At 68.1% G+C, this 23,443-nt stretch carries 21 protein-coding genes and 6 tRNA genes; 10 read left to right on the top strand and 17 right to left on the bottom strand.

The window, feature by feature from the left end; all coding sequences use genetic code 11:
* Positions 1 to 6: 6 nt before the first annotated feature.
* Positions 7 to 951: a LysR family transcriptional regulator gene (locus EV675_RS11415; protein ID WP_165404540.1), complete on the bottom strand. Its 945-nt coding sequence runs from the start codon at positions 949 to 951 to the stop codon at positions 7 to 9.
* A gap of 245 nt (positions 952 to 1,196) precedes the next feature.
* On the opposite strand from EV675_RS11415, the gene dctP reads away from it, so the two are divergent.
* The 7 genes from dctP (at position 1,197) to EV675_RS11380 (ending at position 8,897) form a co-directional block, all read left to right on the top strand.
* A complete protein-coding gene (gene dctP / locus EV675_RS11410; RefSeq protein ID WP_130357343.1) occupies positions 1,197 to 2,201 on the top strand; it encodes a TRAP transporter substrate-binding protein DctP in 1,005 nt (334 codons plus the stop codon).
* A gap of 6 nt (positions 2,202 to 2,207) precedes the next feature.
* Entirely contained in the window at positions 2,208 to 2,723 is a 516-nt protein-coding gene (locus tag EV675_RS11405) for a TRAP transporter small permease (protein WP_242621386.1), read from the top strand.
* 9 nt (positions 2,724 to 2,732) lie between these two features.
* Complete coding sequence (locus EV675_RS11400) at positions 2,733 to 4,043, top strand: TRAP transporter large permease (protein WP_130357342.1); 1,311 nt, start codon at positions 2,733 to 2,735, stop codon at positions 4,041 to 4,043.
* 109 nt (positions 4,044 to 4,152) lie between these two features.
* Positions 4,153 to 6,339 carry a thiamine pyrophosphate-dependent enzyme gene (locus tag EV675_RS11395; protein ID WP_130357341.1) on the top strand — a complete coding sequence of 729 codons (2,187 nt, stop codon included), beginning with the start codon at positions 4,153 to 4,155 and terminating at the stop codon, positions 6,337 to 6,339.
* Positions 6,329 to 7,849, top strand: a complete 1,521-nt coding sequence (locus tag EV675_RS11390; protein WP_130357340.1) for an indolepyruvate oxidoreductase subunit beta family protein — start codon at positions 6,329 to 6,331, stop codon at positions 7,847 to 7,849. Before EV675_RS11395 ends, EV675_RS11390 begins: the two co-directional genes overlap by 11 nt.
* Positions 7,850 to 7,916: 67 nt before the next feature.
* A complete protein-coding gene (locus EV675_RS11385; protein WP_130357339.1) occupies positions 7,917 to 8,348 on the top strand; it encodes an acyl-CoA thioesterase in 432 nt (143 codons plus the stop codon).
* Between the two features lie 354 nt (positions 8,349 to 8,702).
* Positions 8,703 to 8,897, top strand: a complete 195-nt coding sequence (locus EV675_RS11380; RefSeq protein ID WP_130357338.1) for a PhlB family protein — start codon at positions 8,703 to 8,705, stop codon at positions 8,895 to 8,897.
* Here EV675_RS11380 and EV675_RS11375 read toward each other — a convergent pair.
* Positions 8,894 to 9,709, bottom strand: coding sequence for a class I SAM-dependent methyltransferase (locus tag EV675_RS11375; protein ID WP_242621385.1), 816 nt, complete (start codon positions 9,707 to 9,709; stop codon positions 8,894 to 8,896). The two genes, EV675_RS11380 and EV675_RS11375, sit on opposite strands and share 4 nt — an antisense overlap.
* Positions 9,710 to 9,918: 209 nt before the next feature.
* On the opposite strand from EV675_RS11375, the gene EV675_RS11370 reads away from it, so the two are divergent.
* The gene (locus EV675_RS11370; RefSeq protein ID WP_130357337.1) at positions 9,919 to 11,172 is read left to right on the top strand and encodes an Hsp70 family protein; all 1,254 of its coding nucleotides are present in this window, start codon (positions 9,919 to 9,921) and stop codon (positions 11,170 to 11,172) included.
* 15 nt (positions 11,173 to 11,187) lie between these two features.
* On the opposite strand, the gene EV675_RS11365 is transcribed toward EV675_RS11370, so the two are convergent.
* Complete coding sequence (locus EV675_RS11365) at positions 11,188 to 12,006, bottom strand: META and DUF4377 domain-containing protein (protein WP_130357336.1); 819 nt, start codon at positions 12,004 to 12,006, stop codon at positions 11,188 to 11,190.
* A 131-nt stretch (positions 12,007 to 12,137) separates the two neighbouring features.
* Between EV675_RS11365 and EV675_RS11360 the strand changes: the two genes are divergently transcribed.
* Entirely contained in the window at positions 12,138 to 12,593 is a 456-nt protein-coding gene (locus EV675_RS11360) for an ion channel (protein WP_130357335.1), read from the top strand.
* Between the two features lie 21 nt (positions 12,594 to 12,614).
* Here EV675_RS11360 and EV675_RS11355 read toward each other — a convergent pair whose 3' ends face one another.
* The 13 genes from EV675_RS11355 to gltX form a co-directional block, all read right to left on the bottom strand.
* Complete coding sequence (locus EV675_RS11355) at positions 12,615 to 12,770, bottom strand: DUF3309 family protein (protein WP_087779361.1); 156 nt, start codon at positions 12,768 to 12,770, stop codon at positions 12,615 to 12,617.
* An 80-nt stretch (positions 12,771 to 12,850) separates the two neighbouring features.
* Positions 12,851 to 13,771 (bottom strand): LytTR family transcriptional regulator DNA-binding domain-containing protein, encoded by a 921-nt coding sequence (locus tag EV675_RS11350; protein WP_242621384.1) that lies wholly within the window; start codon positions 13,769 to 13,771, stop codon positions 12,851 to 12,853.
* Positions 13,772 to 13,789: 18 nt separating this feature from the next.
* Entirely contained in the window at positions 13,790 to 14,821 is a 1,032-nt protein-coding gene (locus EV675_RS11345; protein ID WP_165404539.1) for a serine hydrolase, read from the bottom strand.
* Positions 14,822 to 15,035: 214 nt separating this feature from the next.
* Positions 15,036 to 15,479 (bottom strand): hypothetical protein, encoded by a 444-nt coding sequence (locus tag EV675_RS11340; protein WP_130357333.1) that lies wholly within the window; start codon positions 15,477 to 15,479, stop codon positions 15,036 to 15,038.
* Between the two features lie 183 nt (positions 15,480 to 15,662).
* A complete protein-coding gene (locus EV675_RS11335; RefSeq protein WP_242621383.1) occupies positions 15,663 to 16,244 on the bottom strand; it encodes a YdeI/OmpD-associated family protein in 582 nt (193 codons plus the stop codon).
* A 361-nt stretch (positions 16,245 to 16,605) separates the two neighbouring features.
* Positions 16,606 to 16,682: transfer RNA gene (locus tag EV675_RS11330), tRNA-Asp, on the bottom strand.
* A 36-nt stretch (positions 16,683 to 16,718) separates the two neighbouring features.
* Positions 16,719 to 16,794 (bottom strand) — tRNA-Glu (locus EV675_RS11325).
* Between the two features lie 14 nt (positions 16,795 to 16,808).
* Positions 16,809 to 16,884 (bottom strand) — tRNA-Ala (locus EV675_RS11320).
* Between the two features lie 130 nt (positions 16,885 to 17,014).
* The gene (locus EV675_RS11315) at positions 17,015 to 17,311 is read right to left on the bottom strand and encodes a type II toxin-antitoxin system HicB family antitoxin (RefSeq protein WP_130357331.1); all 297 of its coding nucleotides are present in this window, start codon (positions 17,309 to 17,311) and stop codon (positions 17,015 to 17,017) included.
* 91 nt (positions 17,312 to 17,402) lie between these two features.
* Positions 17,403 to 17,479 (bottom strand) — tRNA-Asp (locus EV675_RS11310).
* A 38-nt stretch (positions 17,480 to 17,517) separates the two neighbouring features.
* Positions 17,518 to 17,593, bottom strand: a tRNA-Glu gene (locus tag EV675_RS11305).
* Between the two features lie 36 nt (positions 17,594 to 17,629).
* Positions 17,630 to 17,705: transfer RNA gene (locus tag EV675_RS11300), tRNA-Ala, on the bottom strand.
* 32 nt (positions 17,706 to 17,737) lie between these two features.
* Complete coding sequence (gltX, locus tag EV675_RS11295) at positions 17,738 to 19,165, bottom strand: glutamate--tRNA ligase (RefSeq protein ID WP_130357330.1); 1,428 nt, start codon at positions 19,163 to 19,165, stop codon at positions 17,738 to 17,740.
* A gap of 147 nt (positions 19,166 to 19,312) precedes the next feature.
* Between gltX and EV675_RS11290 the strand changes: the two genes are divergently transcribed.
* Positions 19,313 to 22,054 (top strand): bifunctional acetate--CoA ligase family protein/GNAT family N-acetyltransferase, encoded by a 2,742-nt coding sequence (locus EV675_RS11290; protein ID WP_130357329.1) that lies wholly within the window; start codon positions 19,313 to 19,315, stop codon positions 22,052 to 22,054.
* On the opposite strand, the gene EV675_RS11285 is transcribed toward EV675_RS11290, so the two are convergent.
* Positions 22,051 to 23,253: an MFS transporter gene (locus EV675_RS11285; RefSeq protein ID WP_130357328.1), complete on the bottom strand. Its 1,203-nt coding sequence runs from the start codon at positions 23,251 to 23,253 to the stop codon at positions 22,051 to 22,053. The genes EV675_RS11290 and EV675_RS11285 overlap by 4 nt on opposite strands.
* Positions 23,254 to 23,443: the final 190 nt, after the last annotated feature.

The following is a 23,443-nucleotide window of genomic DNA, read 5'->3' as shown; positions in this document are numbered from 1 at the left end:
CCCGGCTCAGTACCTGGCGAACGGCAGGCTGCGCGCGTTCTCGATGGTGATGCCGATGGGCGACGGTCCGCGCTGGTCCAGGCACAATGACTTGAACAGCTCGATCGAATTCATCAGCACGTTCTTCTTGTGGACGATGCCGATATCGACCAGGATGGGCCGGCCCGCGCAGCGCAGCAGGCTCAGCCGGCGGCTGGCCACCTCGTCGGCCAGCGCGTAGACCGGCATGAGCGCGACGCCGGAACTGATCGAGACGATGCGCTTGATGAACTGCGCGTCGTTGGACTCGGTCAGGATGGACGGATAGCCGCCGTCCGGCAGGAACAGTTCATCGGTGATGGCCCGCGTACCGCTGCCCGGCTGGAACAGGACGAACGGAAACTCCCGCAGCTGGTCCAGCGAGACGGTTCCCCGCTTGGCCAGCGGATGGCCGCTGCGGACGATGAACGCGTGCTCGGTGCTGCCCAGCGCCACCCGAACCATCTGGCTGCTGCCTTCGGCCAGCGGACCGAACGCCACGTCGGCCGTCCCGACCTGCACCCGCCTGACGGCGGCCTCGGCGCTTTCGGTGGCGGTGAAGATCAGTTCGATGCCCGGATACTTCTCGATGAAGGCTTCGCACAGGTCGCCCAGCACGTAGACGATGGACAGCGTGGTGGCCGCGATGCGCAGCGTCCCCGTGACCGGTCCGGTCTTGGAGCGCGCGAAGCGCGCTTCCAGCGCCATGATCTCGGCGCGTATCTTCTGCGCCGAGGCCAGCACCGCCAGCCCCGCCGGGGAAGGATAGACCTTGGGCCGGGCCCGGATCAGCAGGGTTTCGTCCAGTTCGGCCTCGAGATGGCGCACCTGGTGGCTGAGCGCCGACTGGGTCAGGCCGAGCTGGGCCGCCGCCTCGCCGAAACTGCCGGTGTCGGCGATGGCCTGCAGCGCTCTGAGTTGCTTCAATTCCATGGCGGTATCGCGAAAGTCGTCCGGGAATGCGCATGGCGCGCACCGGCATTTTGGCATCGATCGCGCCATGCGGGCGCACCAGCGGCGTGCATGAAAAGAATTCATCGCATGCCGCAGGAAATCGCGTTGACGGGTCTCGCGGCCGCCCTCTAACCTCGGTCCGCCTCGCCATCCCATCCATCCAACCCCGTACCGCCGCCCTCGCGGGCCCGCGCTCCGCGAAAGAAGCCGGCAATGGAGACAACATGCTCAGGTCCCTCGTCAACCCCGGTCCCCGTTCCCCGCAAGGAAAGCGCCGCGCCCTCCTCGCGGCCGCCGCGCTCGCCTGTCTGGCCGCGCCGGCCCTGGGCCAGGCCCAGCAGGTCACCCTGCGCGCCGTCAGTTCCTTCGACGAGAAGACCTTCTTCTCCCGCCACTTCGAGCGCTTCGTGGAGAAGGTCAACCAGGAGGGCAAGGGCCTGGTGCAGATCAACTACATCGGCGGCCCCAAGGCCATCCCGCCGTTCGAGGTGGGCAACGCCGTGCGCAACAAGGTGGTCGATCTGGCCAACGTGACGGGCGTCTTCTACACCAACATCGTGCCCGAGGCCATCGCCATGTCCTACACCGACCTGACGACCCGGGAACTGCGCGCGAACGGCGCCATCGACTACATGAACACGCTGCTGGCGCCCAAGGGCCTGGCCTACCTCGCCCGGCTCAGCGACGGCGTGCCCTATCACATCTACACCAACAAGGGCTTCACCGGCGACCTCAAGGGCCAGAAAATGCGCATCACGCCGGTCTACCGGGACCTGTTCCTGAGCCTGGGCAGCACCGTGGTGCAGACCGCGCCGGGCGAACTCTACACCGCCCTGGAACGCGGCGTGGTGGACGGCTACGGCTGGCCCATCGCCGGCATCTTCGACCTGGGCTGGCAGGAAAAGACCAAGTACCGCGTGGACCCCGGCTTCTACGGCTCGGAGAACGGCATCCTGATGAACCTGTCGTCCTGGAAGAACCTGACGCAGGCCCAGCGCGATTTCCTCCAGAAGCAGTTCGCCTGGGCCGAGGAGCAGAACGCCACCTACAAGGACGAGGTCGCGGCCGAGAGCAAGCGGCAGGCCGAGGCGGGGGTCAAGACCATCGCCCTGTCGCCGGAAGACAGCCGCAAGCTGCTGGATGCCGCCCACGATGCCGCCTGGAAACGCATGGCCGAGGTCAGCCCCACGCACGCGGCCAGGCTGAAGTCGCTGTTCTCGCGCCCCTGATCCGCCATGCAGACGATTTCACGCGCCTACGGGCAGTTGCTCTATCTCTGCTTCTCGCTGGCCTGCCTGATCCTGCTGGCGATGACCGTCATGATCTGCGCCGACGTGTTCACCCGCAACACCGGCCTGGCCGACCTGTCCTGGAGCAACGAGATCTCGGAGACGATGCTGTCCGCCATGACCATGCTGGCCGCGCCCTGGCTGCTGCGCCAGGGCCAGCACATCCGCGTCGACATCCTGCTGCAGGCCTTGCCGGCGCGCGCCGGCTGGGCCTGCGAATGGGCGGCCGACCTGCTCGGCTTCGCCTGCAGCGTCGCCCTGGCCTACCACGGCTGGCTGGTCACGCATGAAAGCTACCTGGGCGGAGGCATGATCACCAAGACCCTGGTGACGCCGGAATGGTGGGCGACGGCCCCCTGGGTGCTGAGTTTCTCCCTGTTGTCGGTCGAGTTCCTGTTCCGCATGGACCGGCTGCGCAAGGCCGAACACCGGCCGCGGCACGACGCCGTGTCGGCCAGCTAGGAGGCGCCCATGACCTGGCAACAAGCCTCGCTGCTGCTGTTCGGCGGCTCCACCGCCCTGCTGTTCCTGGGCCTGCCCGTGGCCTTCTCCTTCCTGGTCGTCAACCTGGCCGGGGCGCTGCTGTTCCTGGGCGGCGAGCCCGGCCTGGGCCAGTTGGTGCGCAACGGCTCGGCCTCCATTACCAGCTTCTCGCTCACGCCCATTCCGCTGTTCGTCCTGATGGGCGAGGTCCTGTTCCATACCGGCGTCGCGCTCAAGGTGATCGACGGCATCGAACGCCTGATCCGCCGCATGCCGGCGCGTCTGGCCGTGGTCGCGGTCGTGGCCGGAACCATTTTCTCGGCCATCTCGGGCTCCACCATCGCCACCACGGCCATGCTGGGCAGCCTGATGCTGCCGCTCATGCTCCAGCGCGGCTATCACCCGACCATGGCCTGCGGCCCCATCATGGCCATCGGCGCGGTCGACATGCTGATCCCGCCCTCGGCCATCACCGTGCTGCTGGGTTCGCTGTCCGGCATCTCGATCTCCAAGCTGCTGGTGGGGGGCGTGACGCCCGGCTTCATCCTGAGCCTGTCGTTCATCGCCTACATCGTGGTCCGCGCCAGCCTGCGGCCCGCCATCGCGCCCAACGGCCCGCTGGACGAACACCGGGGCTGGGAGCGCGTGCGGCCCTTCCTGGTCTACGTGCTGCCGCTGGCAACGATCTTCGGCGTGGTGGTCGGCTCGATGATCGCCGGCTGGGCGACGCCCACGGAGTCGGCCGCGCTGGGCTCGATGGCGACCATCCTGGTCACCGCCTGCTACCGGGCGCTGACGCCGGCCCGGCTGTTCGCCGCGCTCAAGGGCACGCTGGTGATCTCGGCCATGATCCTGTTCATCATTCTGGGCGCCACCACCTTCTCTCAGATACTGAGCTTCTCGGGCGCGACCAACGGGCTGGTGCAGACGGTGACGGGCACGGGGCTGTCCCCGCTGGCCATCGTCGCGGGCATGCTGGCGCTGTTGATCTTCCTGGGTCTGTTCGTGGAGCAGATCTCCATGATGATGATCACGCTGCCGGTGTTCATGCCCATCGTCAACCAGCTGGGCATCGATACGGTGTGGTTCGGCATCATGTACCTGATCTGCATGCAGCTGGGCCTCCTGCTGCCCCCGCACGGCATGCTGCTGATGACGATGCGCGGCGTGGCGCCGGCCGAAGTCCGGATGACCGACATCTTCAAGGCGGTCACGCCCTACGTGGCGATGACGATGCTGCTGCTGGTGGCGATCTTCTTCTGGCCCGCGATCGCCACCTGGCTGCCCACGAGGTTCTAGGGAAGAGACATTTCCCGCGCACCGCGCGCGTCCCCCGCTCCTTCTTCCCCCATGGTGGCCGTCCGTCGACGGCCGCCGGGGTCCCTTTCATCTTTTTTCCGGAACGCTTATGGCAGAGCGATCATTCAAGCAGGAAGTCACGAAGCTGCGCCTGGGCGCAGGCCAGGAGTTCGAAGGCGAAGGCATCCTGGCCGTGACCAAGGCCCTGCTGCAGTCCGGCGTCTCGTACGTCGGCGGCTACCAGGGCTCGCCCGTCTCCCATCTCATGGACGTCCTGGCCGATGCCAGCGAAATCCTGGACGAGCTGGGCGTGCACTTCGAAAGCAGCGCCAGCGAGGCGACGGCGGCCGCCATGCTGGGGGCCTCGGTCCACTACCCGCTGCGCGGCGCCATCACCTTCAAGTCCACCGTCGGCACCAACGTGGCCTCGGACGCGCTGTCCAACCTCGCCTCGGGCGGCGTGACCGGCGGCGCGCTCATCATCCTGGGCGAGGACTACGGGGAAGGGTCCAGCATCATCCAGGAACGTTCCCACGCCTTCGCGATGAAGTCGCAGATGTGGCTGCTGGACCCCCGCCCCAACCTGCCTTCGCTGGTGCGCGCCGTGCAGCAGAGCTTCGAACTGTCCGAGGCCAGCAACACGCCCGTGATGCTGACGCTGCGCATCCGCGCCTGTCACGCCCACGGCCGCTTCGCCACCACCGACAACAAGCGCCCCGCGTTCTCGCTGAAGGACGCCGTCGAGCAGCCGCGGCGCGACGTGGAACGGATGGCCCTGGCCCCCGCCACCTTCGTGCACGAACACGAGAAGATCACCCGGCGCTGGAAAGCGGCCGAGGATTTCGTGCGCGCGCACGGCCTGAACGAATGCTTCGACGGCGAGGCCCGCCATGTGGGCATCATCGTCCAGGGCGGCCTGTACAACACCCTGATGCGGGTATTGGAGCTGATGGGGCTGGCCAACATCTACGGCGACACCGCCATACCCATCTATGTCTTGAACGTCGTCTATCCCGTCGTGGAAGACGAGGTGCTGGACTTCTGCCAGGGCAAGGATGCGGTGCTGATGCTGGAGGAAGGGCAGCCCGAGTTCATCGAACAGGCGCTGCATACCATCCTGCGCCGCGCCGGCGTCGCGACCGTGCTGCACGGCAAGGACATCCTGCCGCGCGCCGGGGAATACACGCCCCGGGTCGTGATGAAGGGACTGCGCCGCTTCCTCGAACGCCACGCTCCCGAGCTGGCCGGGCGGCGGCCGCTGCCCGAGGGCGTGGCCCGGATGCTGGAGCCCAGGATCCCGCCCATCGTGCCGTCCATGCCCGGCGTCGCATTGGAGAAGGTGGACGAGGTGCTGCCGCGGCCGCCCTCCTTCTGCACCGGCTGTCCGGAACGCCCCATCTTCACCGCGATGAAGATGGTGGAGCGCCGCATCGGCAAGCACTACGTCAGCGCCGACATCGGCTGCCACCAGTTCGCCGCGCTTGCCCCGTTCGACATCGGCGCGACCTCGATGGGCTACGGGCTGGGCGCCGCCGGCGCGGCGGCCCTGAACACCGGCGAGACCGACCGGCGCACCGTCAGCATCATGGGCGACGGCGGCTTCTGGCACAACGGCCTGACCTCCGGCATCGGCAACGCCGTCTTCAACCGCAGCAACAACGTCACGATCATCGTCGACAACGGCTACTCGGCGGCGACCGGCGGCCAGGACATCCTCTCGTCCTCGGCCGACACGCCCACCCGCTCCACCCGCCACGGCATCGAGGCCGCGGTGCGGGGCGTGGGCGTCGATTGGGTCCGCACCGTCACCCATACCTACGACCTCCAGCAGATGCAGTCGGTCCTGGACGAGGCGCTGACGTCCGACGAACCCGGTCCCAAGGTCGTGATCGCCCAGTCCGAATGCATGCTGAACAAACAGCGGCGGATCAAGCCCCGACAACGCCAGATGGCCAGGGAAGGCCGGCGGGTCGTCAAGGAACAGTTCGGCGTCGACCACGACACCTGCACCGGCGACCACTCGTGCATCCGCCTGTCCGGCTGCCCCTCGCTGTCGATCAAGGACAACCCCGACCCGCTGCGCCGCGACCCGGTCGCCACCGTGCTGCCCAGCTGCGTGGGCTGCGGCCTGTGCGGCGAGGTCTCGCACGCCGCCGTGTTGTGCCCGTCGTTCTACCGGGCCGACGTGGTGACCAACCCCACCCGCCTCGAAACCCTGGGCGCGCGCCTGGCCGGAAAGATCATCGGCTTCCTGCAGCGCCGCCTTGCCAAGCAGGAGTACCGCCATGCCGCTTGAGGCAACCCCGCGCCCCATCAAGATCGCCATCCTCGCCATGGGCGGGGAAGGCGGCGGGGTGCTGGCCGACTGGATCGTGGCCACGGCCGAACACGCGGGCTTCCACGCCCAGTCCACATCCGTGCCCGGCGTCGCGCAGCGCACCGGCGCCACGATCTACTACGTGGAGGTCCTGCCCGGCCCCCGCGACCGGACACGCACGCCCGTGCTCGGCCTGATGCCCGTCCCGGGCGACGTGGACGTGGTGATCGCCTCCGAGCTGATGGAGGCGGCCCGGGCAGTGCAGCGCGGGCTCGTGACCCCGGACCGGACGGTGCTGATCGCCTCGTCGAACCGCGTCTACGCCCTGCCCGAGAAGATGGCCATGGGCGACGGGCGCAAGGACTATGCATCGCTGTACGAGGCGGGACGCGCGGCCGCCCTCGAATTCGTCTGCCGCGACTATTCGGCCCTGGCCGAACGCAGCGGCAGCGTGATCAGCGCGACCCTGTTCGGCGCGCTGGCCGCCACCGGCGCGCTGCCCTGGGACCGGCAAGACTTCGAGGCCGCCATCGAGCGCGGCGGGATAGGCGTGGCCGCCAGCCTCCTGGCCTTCGACGCGGGCTTCCGCGCCCATGCCGACGCCCCCGCGCCCACCTCGGCGCCACAGACGACCGGCGCCGCCATCGACGCCCGGCTCGCGCCGCTGGACGCCCGCATCGACCGGGAGTTTCCCGCCCGGCTCAAGGAGATCCTGCGGGCGGGCATCGTCCGCACCGCCGACTACCAGGACCCGGCCTACGCCGCCCTGTACCTCGACCGGCTGCGGCCCCTCGTGGACGCCGTCCGGAACGTCGACCCGGCCGCCCGCCTGCTGCGCGAGACCGCGCGCTATCTCGCCCTGTGGATGACCTACGAGGACACGGTGCGCGTCGCCGAACTGAAGATCCGCGCGACCCGTTTCGACCGTGTCCGGCAGCAGCACGGCGCCCGTGCCGGACAGATGCTGCGCATCAACGAATTCTTCCACCCCCGTCCGGAGGAAATCGCCGACATGCTGCCGGCCGGCCTGGGGCGATGGCTGCTGGACTCGCGCTGGGCCGGCCCGCTGCTGGCTCGCGCTACCCGCCGCGGCCGCATCGTGCGCACGTCGAGCCTGCGTGGCTTCCTGCTGCTGTACGGCGTCGCGTCTTTCAAGCGGCTGCGGCCACGGTCGCTGCGGCAGGAGCGGGAGACCGCCGGCATGCGGGACTGGCTGGACCTCGTCGCGCGGCACGCGTCCGAGGACTACGACCTGGCCTGCGAAATCGCCGAATGCCCGCGGCTGATCAAGGGCTACGGCGACACCCACGCGCGCGGCCTGGGCAGCTACCGCAAGATCATTGCCATGCTGCCCGCCCTGCGCGGCCGCGGCGATGCCGCGCGCACCGTGGCCAGCCTGCGCGAGGCCGCGCTGGCCGACGACAGCGGCGAGCAGCTCGCCCGGCAACTCTCCGGCATCGAGCCTGCCGCGCGGGGAGCCCGGGCATGAGGTCTAATTGAGGGCCGCGGCCCCCCCCCCCCCCGCGCCCGCCCGTTCCATCCATCGAGGAAACCGCATGGTAACCATCCATGTCATGCCGGTCGAGATCGGCTTCAAGCACTGCGACCCCGCCGGCATCGTGTTCTATCCGCGCTATGTCGAGATCCTGAACGACACCGTCGAACACTGGCTCCGGCACGGCCTGGGCACCGGCTTCGCGGCGCTGCACGGCGAACGGCACATCGCCATCCCCATCGTCAACCTGCAGGTCGATTTCCTGGCCCCCAGCCGGCTGGGGGAGGACATCGTCTCGGCGCTGCGGATCGACGGCGTCGGACGCACCTCGCTGAAGATCGCCATCGAACTGAGCCGCGCCGGCGACGACCAGCCGGTGCGCCTGCGCGCCGCGCTGGTCCTGGTGTTCATCGACATGCACACCATGCGGCCCATCGAGGTGCCCGAGGACGTGCGCCGCGCCATCGAGGCGGGCGGCTATTGGCGGGGCTGAGCGGCCAGCATCCCGCGCCCCGGTTCCGCGGTTACCTATTCCCGAGGCCTCGCTCCGGAAAATGTAACTCGGCCATCATGGCCGGCCATGCTCCCGCCATGTGTATCCGTTCGCTAGCAAGCGAGCCGTTCGTCCTCGGCCACACGGCCTTCGTTCCGGGTTTCCCCGCAAGTTTCATCCCTCATTCAGCCACTGTTCAGGCGCCTTTGTTGCTCCTGGAGCAATTTCCCCCGCCCGCTCGACGCGCTTTTCGCAGAAAAAAGAAATGGGCTCTTTCTAACAATTGAGACATCCTGCAAACTTCCGATAACACACGGCCCCTATACTCGTTCGCGCAATTACAACGGGAAGAGCATGATTGTTTTCATTGCCATCATCGCTGCCATCTGCGTAGGGGTCCTCGTGGTCAAGGCTCGCCAACGGGCGAAGGCGCGCGAAATCGCCCGTGAAAAGCATGGCAAGCAGTGCCCGAGCTGCGGCAAGTACGTGCATCCCGCCGCTGCCATCTGCAAGCACTGCTACGCCCGGCTGCCGGCGTCCAAGACCTAGGGTTTGCGGAATTTCAGCAGGAACCCGTCGGCTTCCCCGATCGCGGCGTAGCGTTCGCGGTCCTTGTCGCCCAGCCGGAAGGTGGGCGGCAGCGTCCAGACTCCCGCCGGGTGATCCTTGGTATCCCTGGGATTGGCCAGCGCCTCCGAACTGCCGACGAAGACAAAGCCCGCCTGCTGCGCGAGCCGTATCGCGTAGTCCTGCCGCACGTAACCGTCGGCCGCGCGCGGGTCCTGGGGCCTGTCGGTCCGGCCGCGGTGGGCCTCGATGCCCAGGATGCCGCCGGGCTTGAGGGCGCGGTAGAAGGCGGCCAGCACCTCCTCGGCATAGCCGTCGTTCATCCAGTTGTGCAGGTTGCGGAAGGTCAGCACGATGTCGGCGCTGCCAGGCGGAGCGATGTCGTAGCGGCCCTTGCCGAAGGCCGTCACCCGGACCCGGTCGTACAGGGCCGGATTGGCGTCCAGCTTGGCGCGGAAATTCCGGTAGTACTCCTGGTAGTAGGCGCGTCCGCCGCCGTCCTGCGGATACTGGGCCGCATAGTAGGTCCCGCGCGGCTTCAGGTACGGCGCGAGGATCTCGGTCCAGTAGCCGGCCCCGGGCGAGATCTCGACCACGGTGGCGTCCGGCCGCAGTTCGAAGAAATGCAGCACCTCGTAAGGCTTGCGGGCGGCATCGCGGGCGGCGAACGCCGGCGTACGCGCCGGGCTGGCGATGGCCTGCTTCAGCGCGGCGTCTTCGCCGGCGGGCGCGACGGCGCACCCCGCGGCGGCCAGCGACATTCCAACTACCGCGACCAGGCTTTTGAATGACATGCGAAAGGCTCCTGTGGACGAGGACCATGCAGGGGGCGGGGCACAGTCCGTGGCTGCGCATACAATGGCGTCGTTCCACGTTTTAACACCGGCCCGCCCCAGCGGGCCATGCCAAGACCGCATATCGATCTGCGTTTCCCGTCGCTGCCCCACTTCGCGACCGAAAGGCAGCCCCCTCCGGGGCCGCGGCGCTTTTTCCCTTTCCCTTCATGATCTCAAACGCATGCGGCGTCGATTTCGGGACGTCCAACTCCACCGTCGGCTGGCACCGGCCCGCCGCCCCCTCCCTGCTGGCGCTGGAAGACGGCCAGCCGACCTTTCCGTCCGCGGTCTTCTTCCACGCCGAGGACATCGAGACCAGTTTCGGCCGCGCGGCGGTCCGGGACTACCTGGAAGGCTATGACGGCCGGCTGATGCGGGCGCTGAAAAGCCTGCTGGGCACCCCGCTGATGGAAGGCCACACCGAGGTCCAGGGCCGGGCGCTGCCGTTCCGTCTGCTGCTCTCCCGCTTCATCGGCGAGCTCAAGCGGCGCGCCGAGCGCGCGGCCGGCAGGACTTTCGACCAGGCGGTATTCGGCCGCCCCGTCTTCTTCATCGACGACGATCCGCGCGCGGACGCCAAGGCGCAGGAGACGCTGGCCGACATCGCCCGCGAGGTCGGCTTTCGCCACGTCGAATTCCAGTACGAGCCGATGGCGGCCGCCTTCGACTATGAATCGCAGATCACCGGCGAGGAACTGGTGCTGGTGGTGGACATCGGCGGCGGCACGTCGGACTTCACGCTGATACGCCTGAATCCCGCGCGCGCCGCCAATGCCGACCGGCGCGACGACATCCTGGCCAACGGCGGGGTCCACATCGGCGGCACCGACTTCGACAAGTACCTGAGCCTGCGCACCGTGATGCCGCTGCTGGGATTGGGCAGCCGCCTGGCCAGCGGCAAGGAGATGCCGTCGACACCCTACTTCAACCTGGCATCGTGGCACACCATCAACCAGGTCTATGCCCGCAAGTCTGCCACCATGCTGGCCGAGCTGTTCCACGAATCGGCAGAGAAAGACAAGCTTGCCCGGCTGCTGGAACTGGTCAAGGAACGCGCGGGCCACTGGGTGGCCTTCCAGGTCGAGGAAGCGAAGATCGCGCTGGCCGCCGAGCCCGAGGCCCGGATGGACCTGGGCCGCGTCGAGCCCGGGCTGGTCCAGGTGGCGACGCGCGCCGACCTGGATGCCGCCATCGAACACCTGGTGGACCGGATAGGCGGGACGATCGCGGGACTGCTGGACACCGCCGGCATTGCCGCGCACGCGGTCGATACGGTGTTCTTCACGGGAGGATCGAGCAGCGTGCCGCTGCTGCGCAATCGGGTGGCGTCGCTGCTGCCCGCGGCGCGCGCGGTCCAGGGAGACACGTTCGGCAGCATAGGAACGGGCCTGGCCCTGGACGCCGCGCGGCGCCTGGGATGAAACGCCGGCCGGGGCTCAGCGCCCCGACACCTGCTCGCTTTCCACGGTCATGTCCAGCACGTAGGCGTAGCGCGAGGCGTCGGCCGGCGGGTTGGCGACGGTATAGCGCTTGATCCGCAGCACGTTGCGCACGCCGGCCGAGTGGGTATAGCCCTGGATGTTGCCGTAGAAGGCTTCCCAATCGCCGTAGCCCTGCTTGATGCCGGCGCCGTCGTAGCTGACCGTGCGCACCCGCATGCACTTCATGTTGGGGATCAGGGGATGGCTGCACGGCACCAGGTCGGGCGCCACCTCCAGGAACATGGTCTCGCCCGCCGAGCCGTAGCGCGTCTGGTCGGTGGGCGTACCGGCCAGCCGCCATTGGCTGCCGTCGGCGAAGGTCAGCTTCAGGGCGGGCTGCGCCGCCGCGTCAGGCCGCGCGGCACCGCCCAGGATCTCCCAGCCCGACACCGTCGGCAGCCGCTCGGCCACGTCCCGCTCGTATTTCATCAAGGCCTGGTCGGGACACATGCGCAGGGTGCCGACCATCTGCGTGATGGACATCCGCCCGCCATCGACGCGGTAGCCGCCGCCCAGCGTATTGCACAGGCCGGCCACGGCCACGCGCTCGCCGGCGAAGGTCAGTTGCAGCGCCTGGCCGCCGTGGGTGTTCACCGCATCGGGCTGGGGCGCGCCGGTCGCGTTCAGCGCCTGCTGCAGGCGCCAGTGATAGGCCGTCAGGATCGAGGCATCGGTCTTGGCGCCTGAGCCGCCGGCCGCGCCGCCCTGCTGGGCGCAGGCCGCCAGCCCCTGCACCACGACCGCCGCGAGCAGGATTTTCCAGGTCCGTTTCATGGACGTTCTCCTTCTTCTTGAGGCCATCAAGCGTAGCATTCCACGGCGCCCACGCGCGCGGCGGCCCGCCCGGGGGGTGCTACAACTGCAATAATCGCCCCATACCCGCAACAAGTCCTGACAAAGAAACGATGCCGGCGCACTATTTCATGGCCATCGGCCTGACCGTGGTCTTCTCCATCGGTACCGTCGCCCTGCACTACGAAGCCTTGCGCTTCATTTCCTCCATCCATCCGCGGCGCTGGAGCGGGCGGGCGAACATAGGCGTGCTGATCTGCGCCATCATCGCCGCCCATTGCCTGGAAGGCCTGCTGTTCGGCGCCGGTTACTGGATAGGCGCGGAATGGCTGGGACTGGGGCACCTGACCGGCGCGGCCAGCGCGGGCCCACTGGCCTACATCTACTTCGGACTGGAAACCTTCACCACCCAGAGCCTGGGCGACATCTTTCCCACCGGGCCGCTGCGCCTGCTGGCCTCGGTGGAACCCCTGGTGGGCCTGATCCTGATCGGCTGGTCCACCTCGTTCACGTTCATTCTCATGCGGCGCAACTGGCGGGAGCGCCAGGGCGGCGCAGACCGCCGCTGAGCGCCCCCGCACCGTCCAGGCCTATATCCTTCCCATCAACAGCAGGACGATCAGCACGACCAGGATCACCCCGATGATGCCCGAGGGTCCGTATCCCCAGTTGGCAGCATGGGGCCATGCGGGAAAGGCGCCGATCAGCGCCAGCAGCAGGATGATCAGAATTATTGTGGTGAGCATGGCGTTCTCCTCGATAGCGAAGGAAGCGGCCTTGGCAAGGCCTGCCTGCCCCTCAGCAAGATGCGCGCCCGCCCTGCGCTTCAGACTCCCAGCCTGGCGCGCAGCGCCTGGCGATAGGGCCGCGACACCGACCAGGGTTGACCCAGGCCGCGCAACTGGACGGTCCACGGCATCGAAGCGCCCCGCTCCAGCGCCTTGACGTGCCCCAGGTTGACCAGCGCCGTACGGTGGATGCGCATGAAGCTCTCCTGCGGCAGCAGCGCCGCCCAGGCGGACAGGGGCCGCATGTCCCGGACCGAACCGCCGCCCGCCAGCCAGATCTGGGAATAATCGCGCGCCGAGCGCACGCCCAGGATGTCCGCCGGGGCCAGTCCGCGGGTTCCGTGCCCCAGCCGCAGGTAAAGCAGGGGCTCGTAGAGCTGCGCCCGCGCCCGGCTGCGCTCGGTTTCCGTGCCGCCATAGCGGGCCTGCGCGACCAGGTCCGCGCACAGGAACAGGCCCAGCGCCTGCGCCGGCTGCCAGCGCACCGGCGCGCGCGTCGCATCGAAGCCTATGCAGGCGCGCAGGCGGCCTTCATGGAACACGGGCACGCTCAGCACGCTGCGATCCTGCTGGCGCAGCATTTCCGCCTGCACCGACCTTGCCGCGCGCGGCATGCGCGCCACGTCATGGATCATGACGGCGCGCCGCTGGCTCAGGGCGCGATGCAGCCACGCGATCATCGTGACCGGCGCATCCTGGAGATCGCTCACATGGGAGGTGATGCCGGACCGGCACCATTCATGGGTGTTGCGAAAGCGCAGGGCGCGCGCATCGTATTCGAACATCCATGCGCGATCGACCTGAGCCAGCGTTCCCAGCGCCTGCAGGGCAAGGAAAATGGCCTCGTCCTGGGGCCGGCTCATCAGGGCCAGGGCAACCTGGTGGACCCAGGTCCCCAGCGCCGGAGCCGGCGCGCACTGGTCGCGCTCCAGGGTCTCGAAGGGCGCGTCGCTGTCCATGGCTGGCCTCTTGCGGCGCTATTTGCGGATGGCGTCCACGCACGCCTGCAACACCGGGCGCACGGCCTTCACGAACGCCTGGAAAGGCGCGCCCGTGCTGGTTTCCGGGCCGCGCCAGTTGTAGGTGAAGCAGAACGTGACCGGCACCCGGTCGACGATCATCTGGCCGGGAAAGCTGATGGTGTGGAAGTCCAGCCAGTCGATGCTGCCGCCCTTGCCATACGCGATGATGTCCGCCGGCACCACCAGCGAGATCGCGTCGGCCATCGCCAGTATCCGCTTGTACTCCGTCAGGGTCGCCGGCTGGGTGAAGAACTTGCCCGACAGCGATTGCCGGTACCACGCCACCAGCTCGGTGGCCGTGCTGAGCATCGACTGCCTGTCGTTGATCGCCTGCCGCGCATTCGGCAGCGAAGGCTTCGCCAGCTCCGCCATCAAGGCCTCCCAGCCCAGGTCCACGCCGTCGGGCGCCCCGGCCAGGTACGAGAACAGGCGGCGTGTCGAATCCGGGATCCGGGTGCGCGTCAGCCCCGCCCGGGCTATCAGCTGCCGCACCCGGTCCGCCCCCACGGCGGCATAGGCCATGTCGGTGGCGGTGTTGTCGCTGTGGGCGATCATCGCCTCCAGCGCGTACTTGGCGGGCAGCGTGCCGTTCAGATCGACGAATACGGGGCTGCCGGGCGAGCGGACCTCGTCGCCGATGGTCTGCGGCATGTTCCCGGAAATGCCGTTGTACGACGTTTCCGCGTCGATCACGAACTGGCCCAGGATGAAGGTCTTGATCGCGCTGCCGATGAACAGTTGCCGGTCGGGGTTGTAGCTTGCGCTCCACGAAGCATCGGGCACGTCGGCCCGCACCAGGCAGTGCGTGCCTTCGGGCGCCAGCGCGCCGAAATCGGCCACCGCCTTGAGAACCGCGTCGCTGGCATTGCCATCGGCGGCATGGGCATCGCCCCCGCACGCGGCCACCGCCTGCACGGCCAGCGCCGACGCGGTGAACTTGAAAAGCCTGCGGCGCTGCAGATCGGCCGGGTCGATGGGGAATTGCATGGTCGGGGACACTCCGCTGGTTGACGCCCGCTCCCGCACGGCCCGCCGCATCGGCAGCCGTCATACGGGGCACGCATGGACGTCGCGGATATTGGAAGTGGGTGTGGCAATTGTCAACCAGGAACGATCAATCGACATCATTCGCCGACGAATCGACATACGCCCCGCTGGCAGCCGGCGCCCGCCAGCGAAGGCGGGCGCCAGTTTCCGCGACTCATCGCTGCATCGAGCCTCCCGGCGGCGAGCCGCTGTCAGGCGAAGGAACCTGCTTGCCCGACGCGCCCGACGACGGCCCCATGTCAGTCCGGGATTCCCGGTCGTTGCCGCCGGGCCGGGTGCGGTCGCCGGAAGGCTGAGCCGCGTCCGAGCCGCCGCGGCCGGCGGGCAAGGGCTTGCCCGAGGCTCCGCTGGACGGCCCCATGTCGCTGCGGCTTCCGTGCTCGACGGGCCCGGTCCGCTTCGTGGACTCGGGCTGCGGACTGTTCTTCCCCTGGCCCGCGGGCAGGGGCTTGCCGGACGAGCCGGTGGATGGGCCCATGTCGGTCCTGGCATCCTGGCTCGTCTGGTTGGGCGAGCTGGTCTGCGCGATGGCGAGTGGCGTGGCAGCCGCCAACAGGACGGCGAGCAGCGTGTTGCGAGTGGAACTCGAGCATTTCATGGCATCACCTCTTTGGTCTTTGGGTATGGAAGCGGTATTCCGCAAATCGCATGCCCGGCTCCGCGAGGCGGCAAAAGCCATGACCAACGCCCAAACAAAAAGGCTAGTGGCTGCTAGCGCACTAACCCTTGGAATTCCTTGGCGGGCTACGCCACATGCGCCAATCGAACGAGGGGTACTGGACTAGCCATGAACCGTCTCGCCGCGTTGGAGCATCTCGACGAAATCAGCGATACGCTTGGCGCGCGTTTCGGACCTTTTCGCCGTGCTGACGCGATAGAGGATCGCGTAGCGGTTCGCACCTTTCAAAGTCGCGAAGAACTCTGCGGCCCGGGGCGCGGCATCGAGCGCGGCCTGCAGATCGGGCGGCACCTGCGCGGAGCTCGCGGGCGCATAAGCAGCATCCCACCGACCGTCGGCCTTGGCGGCCTGCACCTCGGCCAAGCCAGTGGACTGCATCTGACCCTGCTTGATCAACTCCACAGCGCGGGTCCGATTGACCTCGGACCATTTGCTTGCGCGCTTGCGCGGCGTGAAGCGAACTAGCCAGCTCTCCTCGTCATACTTGTCGAGCTGGCCGTCGATCCAGCCATGGCAAAGCGCCGCGTCGATTGCTTCCGCTTTCGAGAGACTGGTAACCGCCGCGCCCTTTTTGGCGAGTTTTAGCCACAACCCCCTCGAAGTCCTCGGTTCCGCCGCCAGCCAAGTGCCGAAGGCGGCGGCGTCCTCAAAGCCGATTATTGGAAGGCCCGCTCGGATCTCCATTTCCATCTCCATCAGGTGGGGAGCATATTACGCCTGCCTCGTGGGGCAACGGCAGATGTCTGCGTCGGGCTGCCTTAGGCCAAGTCCCACAAGCCATCATTCAGCAGCCGAGCGTAGCGGCGACGGCTCAAAAGTCGAAACGGCGGCGAATGGCGGAATGGCGGGGCACGCCGATGAAGATGAGACTATGTCTACGCTGTAGCACTACGATAAACGTTGTGGTCTCACCGCGACCATGGCCCAACGTGGAGGTCGATCGCGAGGAAGTCCGGACATGGGCTCAAAGAGCAACCTGCTACGCGTGCTCACCCCTAACGGCGTAGGAACGGCGGCGGGCGGAGTGCCCACTGTTGTTCCGAAGTGGCGGAGCGGACGGGACTCGAACCCGCGACCCCCGGCGTGACAGGCCGGTATTCTAACCAACTGAACTACCGCTCCGCAGCGGCGTTTTTTACTGCTGCCAACCTGGGCGATTGGCGTCCCCTAGGGGATTCGAACCCCTGTACTCACCGTGAAAGGGTGATGTCCTAGGCCTCTAGACGAAGGGGACCTGGAACTGCTTTGTGGTGGAGGTAAGCGGGATCGAACCGCTGACCTCTTGCATGCCATGCAAGCGCTCTCCCAGCTGAGCTATACCCCCACTGCGTACTGCCATCCATCTGGGTGGATGCCCGCGGAAATTTTTTCAAGCGGGATCTGGATTATAGCCATATTTTTGCTTGCGGGTCCAAGCAGGGCGGCACTCGAACCCAAGCATCTCACCCATGTTCTCAATGCGTGGACACAGCCTCTTCGATGGTCTTCGCAATCCATTGATTGAGGCTTTCGCCCTCCGCCGCCGCGGCAATGCTCGCGGCTTCGTGTACCTTCGCGGAAACACGCAGATTGAATTTCCCTGAAAAGTGCTTACGCGGCTCAATGCCACGCTCCTCACATATGTCGAGAAAGACCTTGAGCGATGCCTTCCCTTCGCGAACGAGGCCGGGAACATCCGACGCGTAGAAGTCGGCCCCACCATTGAGTCCGACGAACTCTCCCCGGAACATCTTTTTGGTACCAAAATCCAAGACTCGAAAGCTTGATGGGCTCCCAAGAATGCCGGGACAGAAAAGCAAAAGCCCTGCTAAACACGGGAATTTAGCAGGGCTTTCTGATTCTTGGCGGAGCGGACGGGACTCGAACCCGCGACCCCCGGCGTGACAGGCCGGTATTCTAACCAACTGAACTACCGCTCCGCAGCGGCGTTTTTTTACTGCTGCCAACCTGTGGCGGTTGGCGTCCCCTAGGGGATTCGAACCCCTGTACTCACCGTGAAAGGGTGATGTCCTAGGCCTCTAGACGAAGGGGACCCGGAACTACAGTACTGCAACAACTTCTTCCCGGACTGGTGGAGGTAAGCGGGATCGAACCGCTGACCTCTTGCATGCCATGCAAGCGCTCTCCCAGCTGAGCTATACCCCCGTCCTGCGAAGAAGCGAGATTATGCACGGTTTTTAAACCGCGTGCAAGCGGGCCAGCACTTTCTCGCGACCGAGCAGTGACAGGACCGCATCGATGGCCGGCGTCTGCGCCCGCCCCGTCACGGCCACCCGCAGCGGTATCCCGAGCGCCGGCATCTTGACGCCATGCTTGGCCAGGGTGGCCTTCATCAGCGCCGCGATCTGCTCACGGGTCCATTCGATCGAGCCGGCCTCCTGCGCGAAGTCGCGCAGGATGGCGCGCGCAGCGTCGGTCAGGTGCTGCGCGACCAGTTCAGGCGGCGTGGCGGCGGCATCGAATTCGCCGCAGAACAGCATGGCATCGTCGGCCAGTTGCTCGAGCGTTTCGGCCCGCTCCTTGAGCAGCGCCATGATGGCCGGCAGGTCCACGCCCTCGACCGCCCCGCCCCGCCTGGCGATGCGCGGCGCAACGCGCGCGGCCAGGTCGGCATCGGCGCTCTGCTTGATGTAGTGGGCGTTGACCCAGTTGAGCTTCTTCGGATCCCATTGCGCGGCGGACTTCGACAGGCTGCGGGTATCGAACCACTCGACCAGCTGCTCGCGCGTGAAGATCTCGTCGTCGCCGTGGCTCCAGCCCAGGCGCGCGAGATAGTTGATCATGGCTTCCGGCAGGTAGCCCTGGTCGTCGTACTGCATGACGCTGACCGCGCCATGGCGCTTGGACAGTTTTTCGCCGTCCGGCCCCAGGATCATGGGCACGTGGCCGTATTCCGGCAGCGTGGCGCCCAGGGCCTGCAGGATGTTGATCTGGCGCGGCGTGTTGTTGACGTGGTCGTCGCCGCGGATGACGTGGGTGATGCCCATGTCCCAGTCGTCCACCACCACGCAGAAGTTGTAGGTGGGCGTGCCGTCGGGCCGGGCGATGATCAGGTCGTCCAGTTCGGCGTTGGCGATGGTGATGGGCCCCTTGACCAGGTCGTTCCAGGTGACGTCGCCGTCCAGCGGGTTGCGGAAGCGCACGACGGGCTTGCGGCCCTCGGGCACCGGCGGCAGGGCCTTGCCCGGCTCGGGCCGCCAGGTGCCGTCGTAGCGCGGCTTGCGCCCTTCGGCGCGGGCGCGCTCGCGCATGGCTTCGAGTTCGTCGGGCGAGCAGTAGCAGTAGTAGGCCGACCCCGCGGCCAGCATGCCCGCCAGCACCTCGCGATAGCGGTCCATGCGCCGCATCTGGTAGAACGGGCCTTCGTCGTGCTCGAGCGCCAGCCACGCCATGCCGTCCAGGATGGCCTGCACCGCTTCGGGGGTGGAACGCTCCAGGTCGGTGTCCTCGATCCGCAGCACGAAAGTGCCGCCATGATGGCGCGCGAACGCCCACGAGAACAGCGCGGTGCGTGCGCCGCCCAGGTGCAGGAAGCCGGTGGGCGACGGCGCGAAGCGGGTACGGACCGCGGGATTGCGGCCGGACGACGAGGAATCGGTGCTCATAGGAAAACGGCTCTCGTGCTGAGGTGAATACTGGGCGCGCGAAGCGCGCGAGGGTCGACTGACCGGGGTAGTATTGTATGGCAGCGAGACCGTGCGGCCCCCGAGGGCCGCCGCGCACCGCCGCGTCCTCATCCAAAAAGGAGGGCCATGTCCCAGCACGCCCTGTCCCCGCTGTTCGATCCCCGCTCGCTGATCGCCGTCAGCGACCGCCCGCTGCCGCTGATGGCATCCCTGCCCGCCGCGCTGCGCGCCCGCACCACCGAACTGCGGCTGGACGAGCGGCAGGCCTGCGCGCTGCCCGCGGAACTGGCGCAGGCGGCCGAACGGCCCGATCTGGCGGTGGTGTCCGTCCCCCGCGAGGCGCTGCGGACCACGCTGGAGACGCTGGCGCCGGCCCGGCCGCGGGCAGTGGCGGTGCTCACGCACGAGCCGTCGCTCGAGGACAACGATTTCTGCCGCGCCTGGGCCTCGGACCACGACTGCGTGCTGCTGGGGCCGCACAGCTTCGGGCTGCAACGGCCGCACGCCGGCCTCAACGCCAGCGTGCATCCCTCGCTGGGGCGCTCGGGCCGCGTCGCCCTGGTCACGCAGTCGCGTTCCATCATGGCGGTGGTCATGGACTGGGCCGACGACAACCGGACCGGCTTCTCGACCGTCGTGTCCCTGGGCAGCGAAGCGGCGCTGGACGTCCCCCGCGTGCTGGACTTCCTGGTGGCCGACGCGCGCACCGACAGCATCGCGCTCTACCTGGAGGACGTGCGCGACGCCCGCGAGTTCATGAGCGCGATCCGCGCCGCCGCCAGCGTCAAGCCGGTGGTGGTGCTCAAGGCCGGACACGCGGGCCGCGAGCGCACCAGCGTGCGGCCGCTGGCCGCGGACGAGGCGGCCTGCGCCTTGCCGCCGGGGCCGCCCACCGTCCCGTCCGACATGGTCTTCGACGCCGCGCTGCGGCGCGCCGGCGCGGTGCGGGTCCGCTATTTCGTGCAACTGTTCTCGGCGGTCAAGGCGCTGGGCTTCGCCAAACTGCCCAGCGGCCGGCGCATCGCGGTGCTGGCCAACGGCAGCGGTCCGGCGCAACTGGCGCTCGACCAGTTGGGACCGGGCCGGCCGGTCATGCGCGCGGAACTGAGCGAAGACACGCGCCGGCAACTGGCGGACACCCTCAGCGCCAATGCCTGGACCGACAACCCCGTGGTCGAGTTCTCGGCGCCCGATCCGCAGGCCTGCGCGCGGGCCGTGCAGGCCATCGTCGCCGACGCCGGCGTGGACGGCGTGCTGGCCGTGCTCTCGCCCGACCCCGAGGCCGACATGCGCGCGGTGGCGCAGGCCCTGGCCGCCAGCGCCCCCAAGGCCCCGAAGCCGGTCATCACCTGCTTCATGGGCGACGCCGCCATGCGGCCGCTGCGCCGCATCCTGGACGATGCCGGCTCGCCCTCCTTCCGCACGCCCGAGGCCGCGGTGGACGCCTTCGGCAATCTGGCCACCTATCACTACAACCAGCAGTTGCTGCTGCAGACCCCGCCGCCCGAGCCGCCCGGCCAGGAACCCGACCTGGCCGGCGCGCGCATCCTGCTCGACGGCGCGCGCAGGGAGGGCCGGCTGACCCTGACCGAACCCGAGAGCAAGGCGCTGCTGGCGGCCTTCCACATCCCGGTGGTCCAGGTCCTGCTTGCCCGCACGCCGGCCGAGGCGGTGATCGCCGCGCAGCAGATCGGCTTTCCCGTGGCCATCAAGATCGACTCGCCCGACGTGGTGCGCAAGTCGGCCGTGCGGGGCGTGCACCTGGACATCCGCAACAGCACCGAACTCGTCACGGCGTACCAGCGCATGCTGGCGAACGCCCACGCCGCCGCGCCGCAGGCCTACATCGAAGGCATCACGGTGGAAGCCATGGCCGGCCCCCCCGGATCGGCCAAGGTCTCCATGGGCGTGGCGCGCGACGCGTTGTTCGGACCGGTGATCCGCTTCGGGTCCGCGCGTTCGCGCAGCGAAAGCCCCTCCAACCGCAGCCTGGAACTGCCGCCGCTCAACGGCTTCCTGGCACGCCGCCTGATGGAACGCTCGCCGGTCTGGCGCTACGCGCTGGCGGGCCAGCTCTCGCCGCGCGCCCTCGACGCGCTCGAGGACGTGCTGGTCCGCATCTCCGAAATCGTCTGCGCGCTGCCCGACATCGAGACCATCGACATCGACCCCGTCATGATCGACGGCGACCGGGTCGTCGCGGCCGACACCCGCATCACCCTTACGCGCGAGACCGCGGGCGAGGCCGACGCGGGGCTGGGCGGCTACGCCCACATGGCCATCCACCCCTACCCCGCCCGCCTGGTCCGGCACCTGCAGTTCAAGGACGGCTCGCCCTACACCATCCGCCCCATCCGGCCCGAGGACGCCGCGCCGCTGCAGGACTTCACCCGCCAGTTGTCCGAACACACCCGCTACATGCGTTTCATCTCGTTCATGCGCGAACTCTCGCCGCGGACGCTGGCGCGCTACACCCAGGTCGACTACCACCGCGAACTGGCCCTGGTGGCGACGGTCTGGGAAACCGACCCCGACCACCCCGGCGAGCTGCGCGAGACCGTCATCGGCGTGGCGCGCTACCTGCTGAACGCCGACGGCGAAAGCGCCGAGTACGCGCTGGTCATCGGCGATGCGTGGCAGCGCCGCGGGCTGGGCATCCAGCTCATGACGACGCTGGTGGACGCGGCGCGCAGGCAGGGACTGGCCATGATCGAGGGGGTGGTGCTGGGCAACAACCGGCCGATGCTGACACTGATGGGCAGGCTGGGGTTCCACATCGACGTAGACCCCGACGACTTCAGCATGCGGCGGGTGTGGCTGCGCCTGCAAGGCGGCGACGCGGCCACGGACGAAAGCGCGGCAGGCTAGCGCGCGCGGGCGCCCTCGTGCCTGGCCAGGCCGGCGACGAACCCCAGCGCGGCCAGGGCCGCCAGCGCCGACACGGCAAACCCCAGCACCGCCCCATGCGCCAGCAGACCCGCGCCCAGCGCGGTCCCCAGGGCGATGCCCAGGTAGATGCAGGAGGCATTGAGCGCCACCACCAGCGGCGCCTCCTGCGGCGCGGCGTTGGTCAGGCGAAGTTGCTGCGGCGGCGTCTGCCCCCAGCTGCTCATGCCCCAGACCAGCACCAGCAGCCCCACCGCCACGTCATGCCCGGCGCCGGCCACGGCCAGCCACGCCATGATCCCGAATGACGCCGCCATGGCCACATAGGCGGTGACCGACACCGGCGTGGGGCCCCAGCGATCGGTCGCGTAACCGGCAAGCAGATTGCCCAGCACCGCTCCGACGCCATAGCAGAGCAGCATCATGCCGATGCGCCCGTCGGCGATCCCCAGGGCCTGCAACGCGGGCACGCTATAGGCATAGACAATGTAGCAGGCCGTCATGCCGACCACCGTGAGCGGCAGCACCCAGGCCACCGCCGGCCGGCGCAGCACCGCCAGGCGCGCGCGCAGCGACGAACGCGGCTGGCCCGGCAGGGAAGGCATGATCAACGCCACGCCCGCACAGGCCAGCCCCGCCAGCGCGGCCACCATGCCCAGCGCCGTGCGCCAGCCGAACCACTGGCTGACCAGGTTGCCCAGCGGCACGCCCAGCGCCGTCGCCACCGTCAACCCGCCCGTGACCAGCGAAAACGCCCGCGCCCGCAACTCCGGCCGCACCAGCGCCCCACCCGCCGCCGTCGCCGTCGGCGTATAGGCCGCCGCCCCCACGGCAGCCAACGCACGGCTGGCCAACAGCGTCCAGATATCCGGCGCCAGCGCCGACAGCAGATTGGCCACCGCCAGCACCACCAGCGCCCCCACCAGCACCCGATTACGCGCCCACGGCGCCGTGACCGTCGCCAGCACCGGCGCCAACAGCGCATAAGTCCCCGCGAACACCGTGACCGACAACCCTGTCAGGGAATTCGACGCCTGCAACGACTGCGCGATCGACGGCAGGAACCCCGACACGATGAACGCATCCGTCCCTACCGCGAACGTCCCCAGCGCAAGAATGGCAACCGATCCCAGCCCCTGCCCCGGCAAGGCACTGGCGGACGAAGAAGAGCTACGCGTCATGATGAATAACTCGACAGGAAGCAAGGCAACGCCTCAATCTAGATATCTTATATCCAGATTAAGAACAAAACAAACCCCAAATCCAGCCAGCGAAGCACAGATGCCACAAACCAAGACAACAGCACCAGACCCAGGAAACCGCGGATCTGGCTCCGCCAGTCCGCCGGTTTCGCCCCCTGGGGGGCGCGCG

The organism is Pigmentiphaga kullae (assembly GCF_004216695.1).
Lineage (GTDB): Bacteria > Pseudomonadota > Gammaproteobacteria > Burkholderiales > Burkholderiaceae_B > Pigmentiphaga > Pigmentiphaga kullae.
The sequence above is the reverse complement of the archived record's forward strand: the minus strand, read 5'-3'. Positions and strand labels throughout refer to the sequence as shown.

What these genes read in the sequence shown, in the direction of transcription:
- EV675_RS11415 (WP_165404540.1), bottom strand. Translation starts at nt 951, where the DNA reads ATGGAATTGAAGCAACTCAGAGCGCTGCAGGCCATCGCCGACACCGGC.
- dctP (WP_130357343.1), top strand. Translation starts at nt 1,197, where the DNA reads ATGCTCAGGTCCCTCGTCAACCCCGGTCCCCGTTCCCCGCAAGGAAAG.
- EV675_RS11405 (WP_242621386.1), top strand. Translation starts at nt 2,208, where the DNA reads ATGCAGACGATTTCACGCGCCTACGGGCAGTTGCTCTATCTCTGCTTC.
- EV675_RS11400 (WP_130357342.1), top strand. Translation starts at nt 2,733, where the DNA reads ATGACCTGGCAACAAGCCTCGCTGCTGCTGTTCGGCGGCTCCACCGCC.
- EV675_RS11395 (WP_130357341.1), top strand. Translation starts at nt 4,153, where the DNA reads ATGGCAGAGCGATCATTCAAGCAGGAAGTCACGAAGCTGCGCCTGGGC.
- EV675_RS11390 (WP_130357340.1), top strand. Translation starts at nt 6,329, where the DNA reads ATGCCGCTTGAGGCAACCCCGCGCCCCATCAAGATCGCCATCCTCGCC.
- EV675_RS11385 (WP_130357339.1), top strand. Translation starts at nt 7,917, where the DNA reads ATGGTAACCATCCATGTCATGCCGGTCGAGATCGGCTTCAAGCACTGC.
- EV675_RS11380 (WP_130357338.1), top strand. Translation starts at nt 8,703, where the DNA reads ATGATTGTTTTCATTGCCATCATCGCTGCCATCTGCGTAGGGGTCCTC.
- EV675_RS11375 (WP_242621385.1), bottom strand. Translation starts at nt 9,709, where the DNA reads ATGTCATTCAAAAGCCTGGTCGCGGTAGTTGGAATGTCGCTGGCCGCC.
- EV675_RS11370 (WP_130357337.1), top strand. Translation starts at nt 9,919, where the DNA reads ATGATCTCAAACGCATGCGGCGTCGATTTCGGGACGTCCAACTCCACC.
- EV675_RS11365 (WP_130357336.1), bottom strand. Translation starts at nt 12,006, where the DNA reads ATGAAACGGACCTGGAAAATCCTGCTCGCGGCGGTCGTGGTGCAGGGG.
- EV675_RS11360 (WP_130357335.1), top strand. Translation starts at nt 12,138, where the DNA reads ATGCCGGCGCACTATTTCATGGCCATCGGCCTGACCGTGGTCTTCTCC.
- EV675_RS11355 (WP_087779361.1), bottom strand. Translation starts at nt 12,770, where the DNA reads ATGCTCACCACAATAATTCTGATCATCCTGCTGCTGGCGCTGATCGGC.
- EV675_RS11350 (WP_242621384.1), bottom strand. Translation starts at nt 13,771, where the DNA reads ATGGACAGCGACGCGCCCTTCGAGACCCTGGAGCGCGACCAGTGCGCG.
- EV675_RS11345 (WP_165404539.1), bottom strand. Translation starts at nt 14,821, where the DNA reads ATGCAATTCCCCATCGACCCGGCCGATCTGCAGCGCCGCAGGCTTTTC.
- EV675_RS11340 (WP_130357333.1), bottom strand. Translation starts at nt 15,479, where the DNA reads ATGAAATGCTCGAGTTCCACTCGCAACACGCTGCTCGCCGTCCTGTTG.
- EV675_RS11335 (WP_242621383.1), bottom strand. Translation starts at nt 16,244, where the DNA reads ATGGAGATCCGAGCGGGCCTTCCAATAATCGGCTTTGAGGACGCCGCC.
- gltX (WP_130357330.1), bottom strand. Translation starts at nt 19,165, where the DNA reads ATGAGCACCGATTCCTCGTCGTCCGGCCGCAATCCCGCGGTCCGTACC.
- EV675_RS11290 (WP_130357329.1), top strand. Translation starts at nt 19,313, where the DNA reads ATGTCCCAGCACGCCCTGTCCCCGCTGTTCGATCCCCGCTCGCTGATC.
- EV675_RS11285 (WP_130357328.1), bottom strand. Translation starts at nt 23,253, where the DNA reads ATGACGCGTAGCTCTTCTTCGTCCGCCAGTGCCTTGCCGGGGCAGGGG.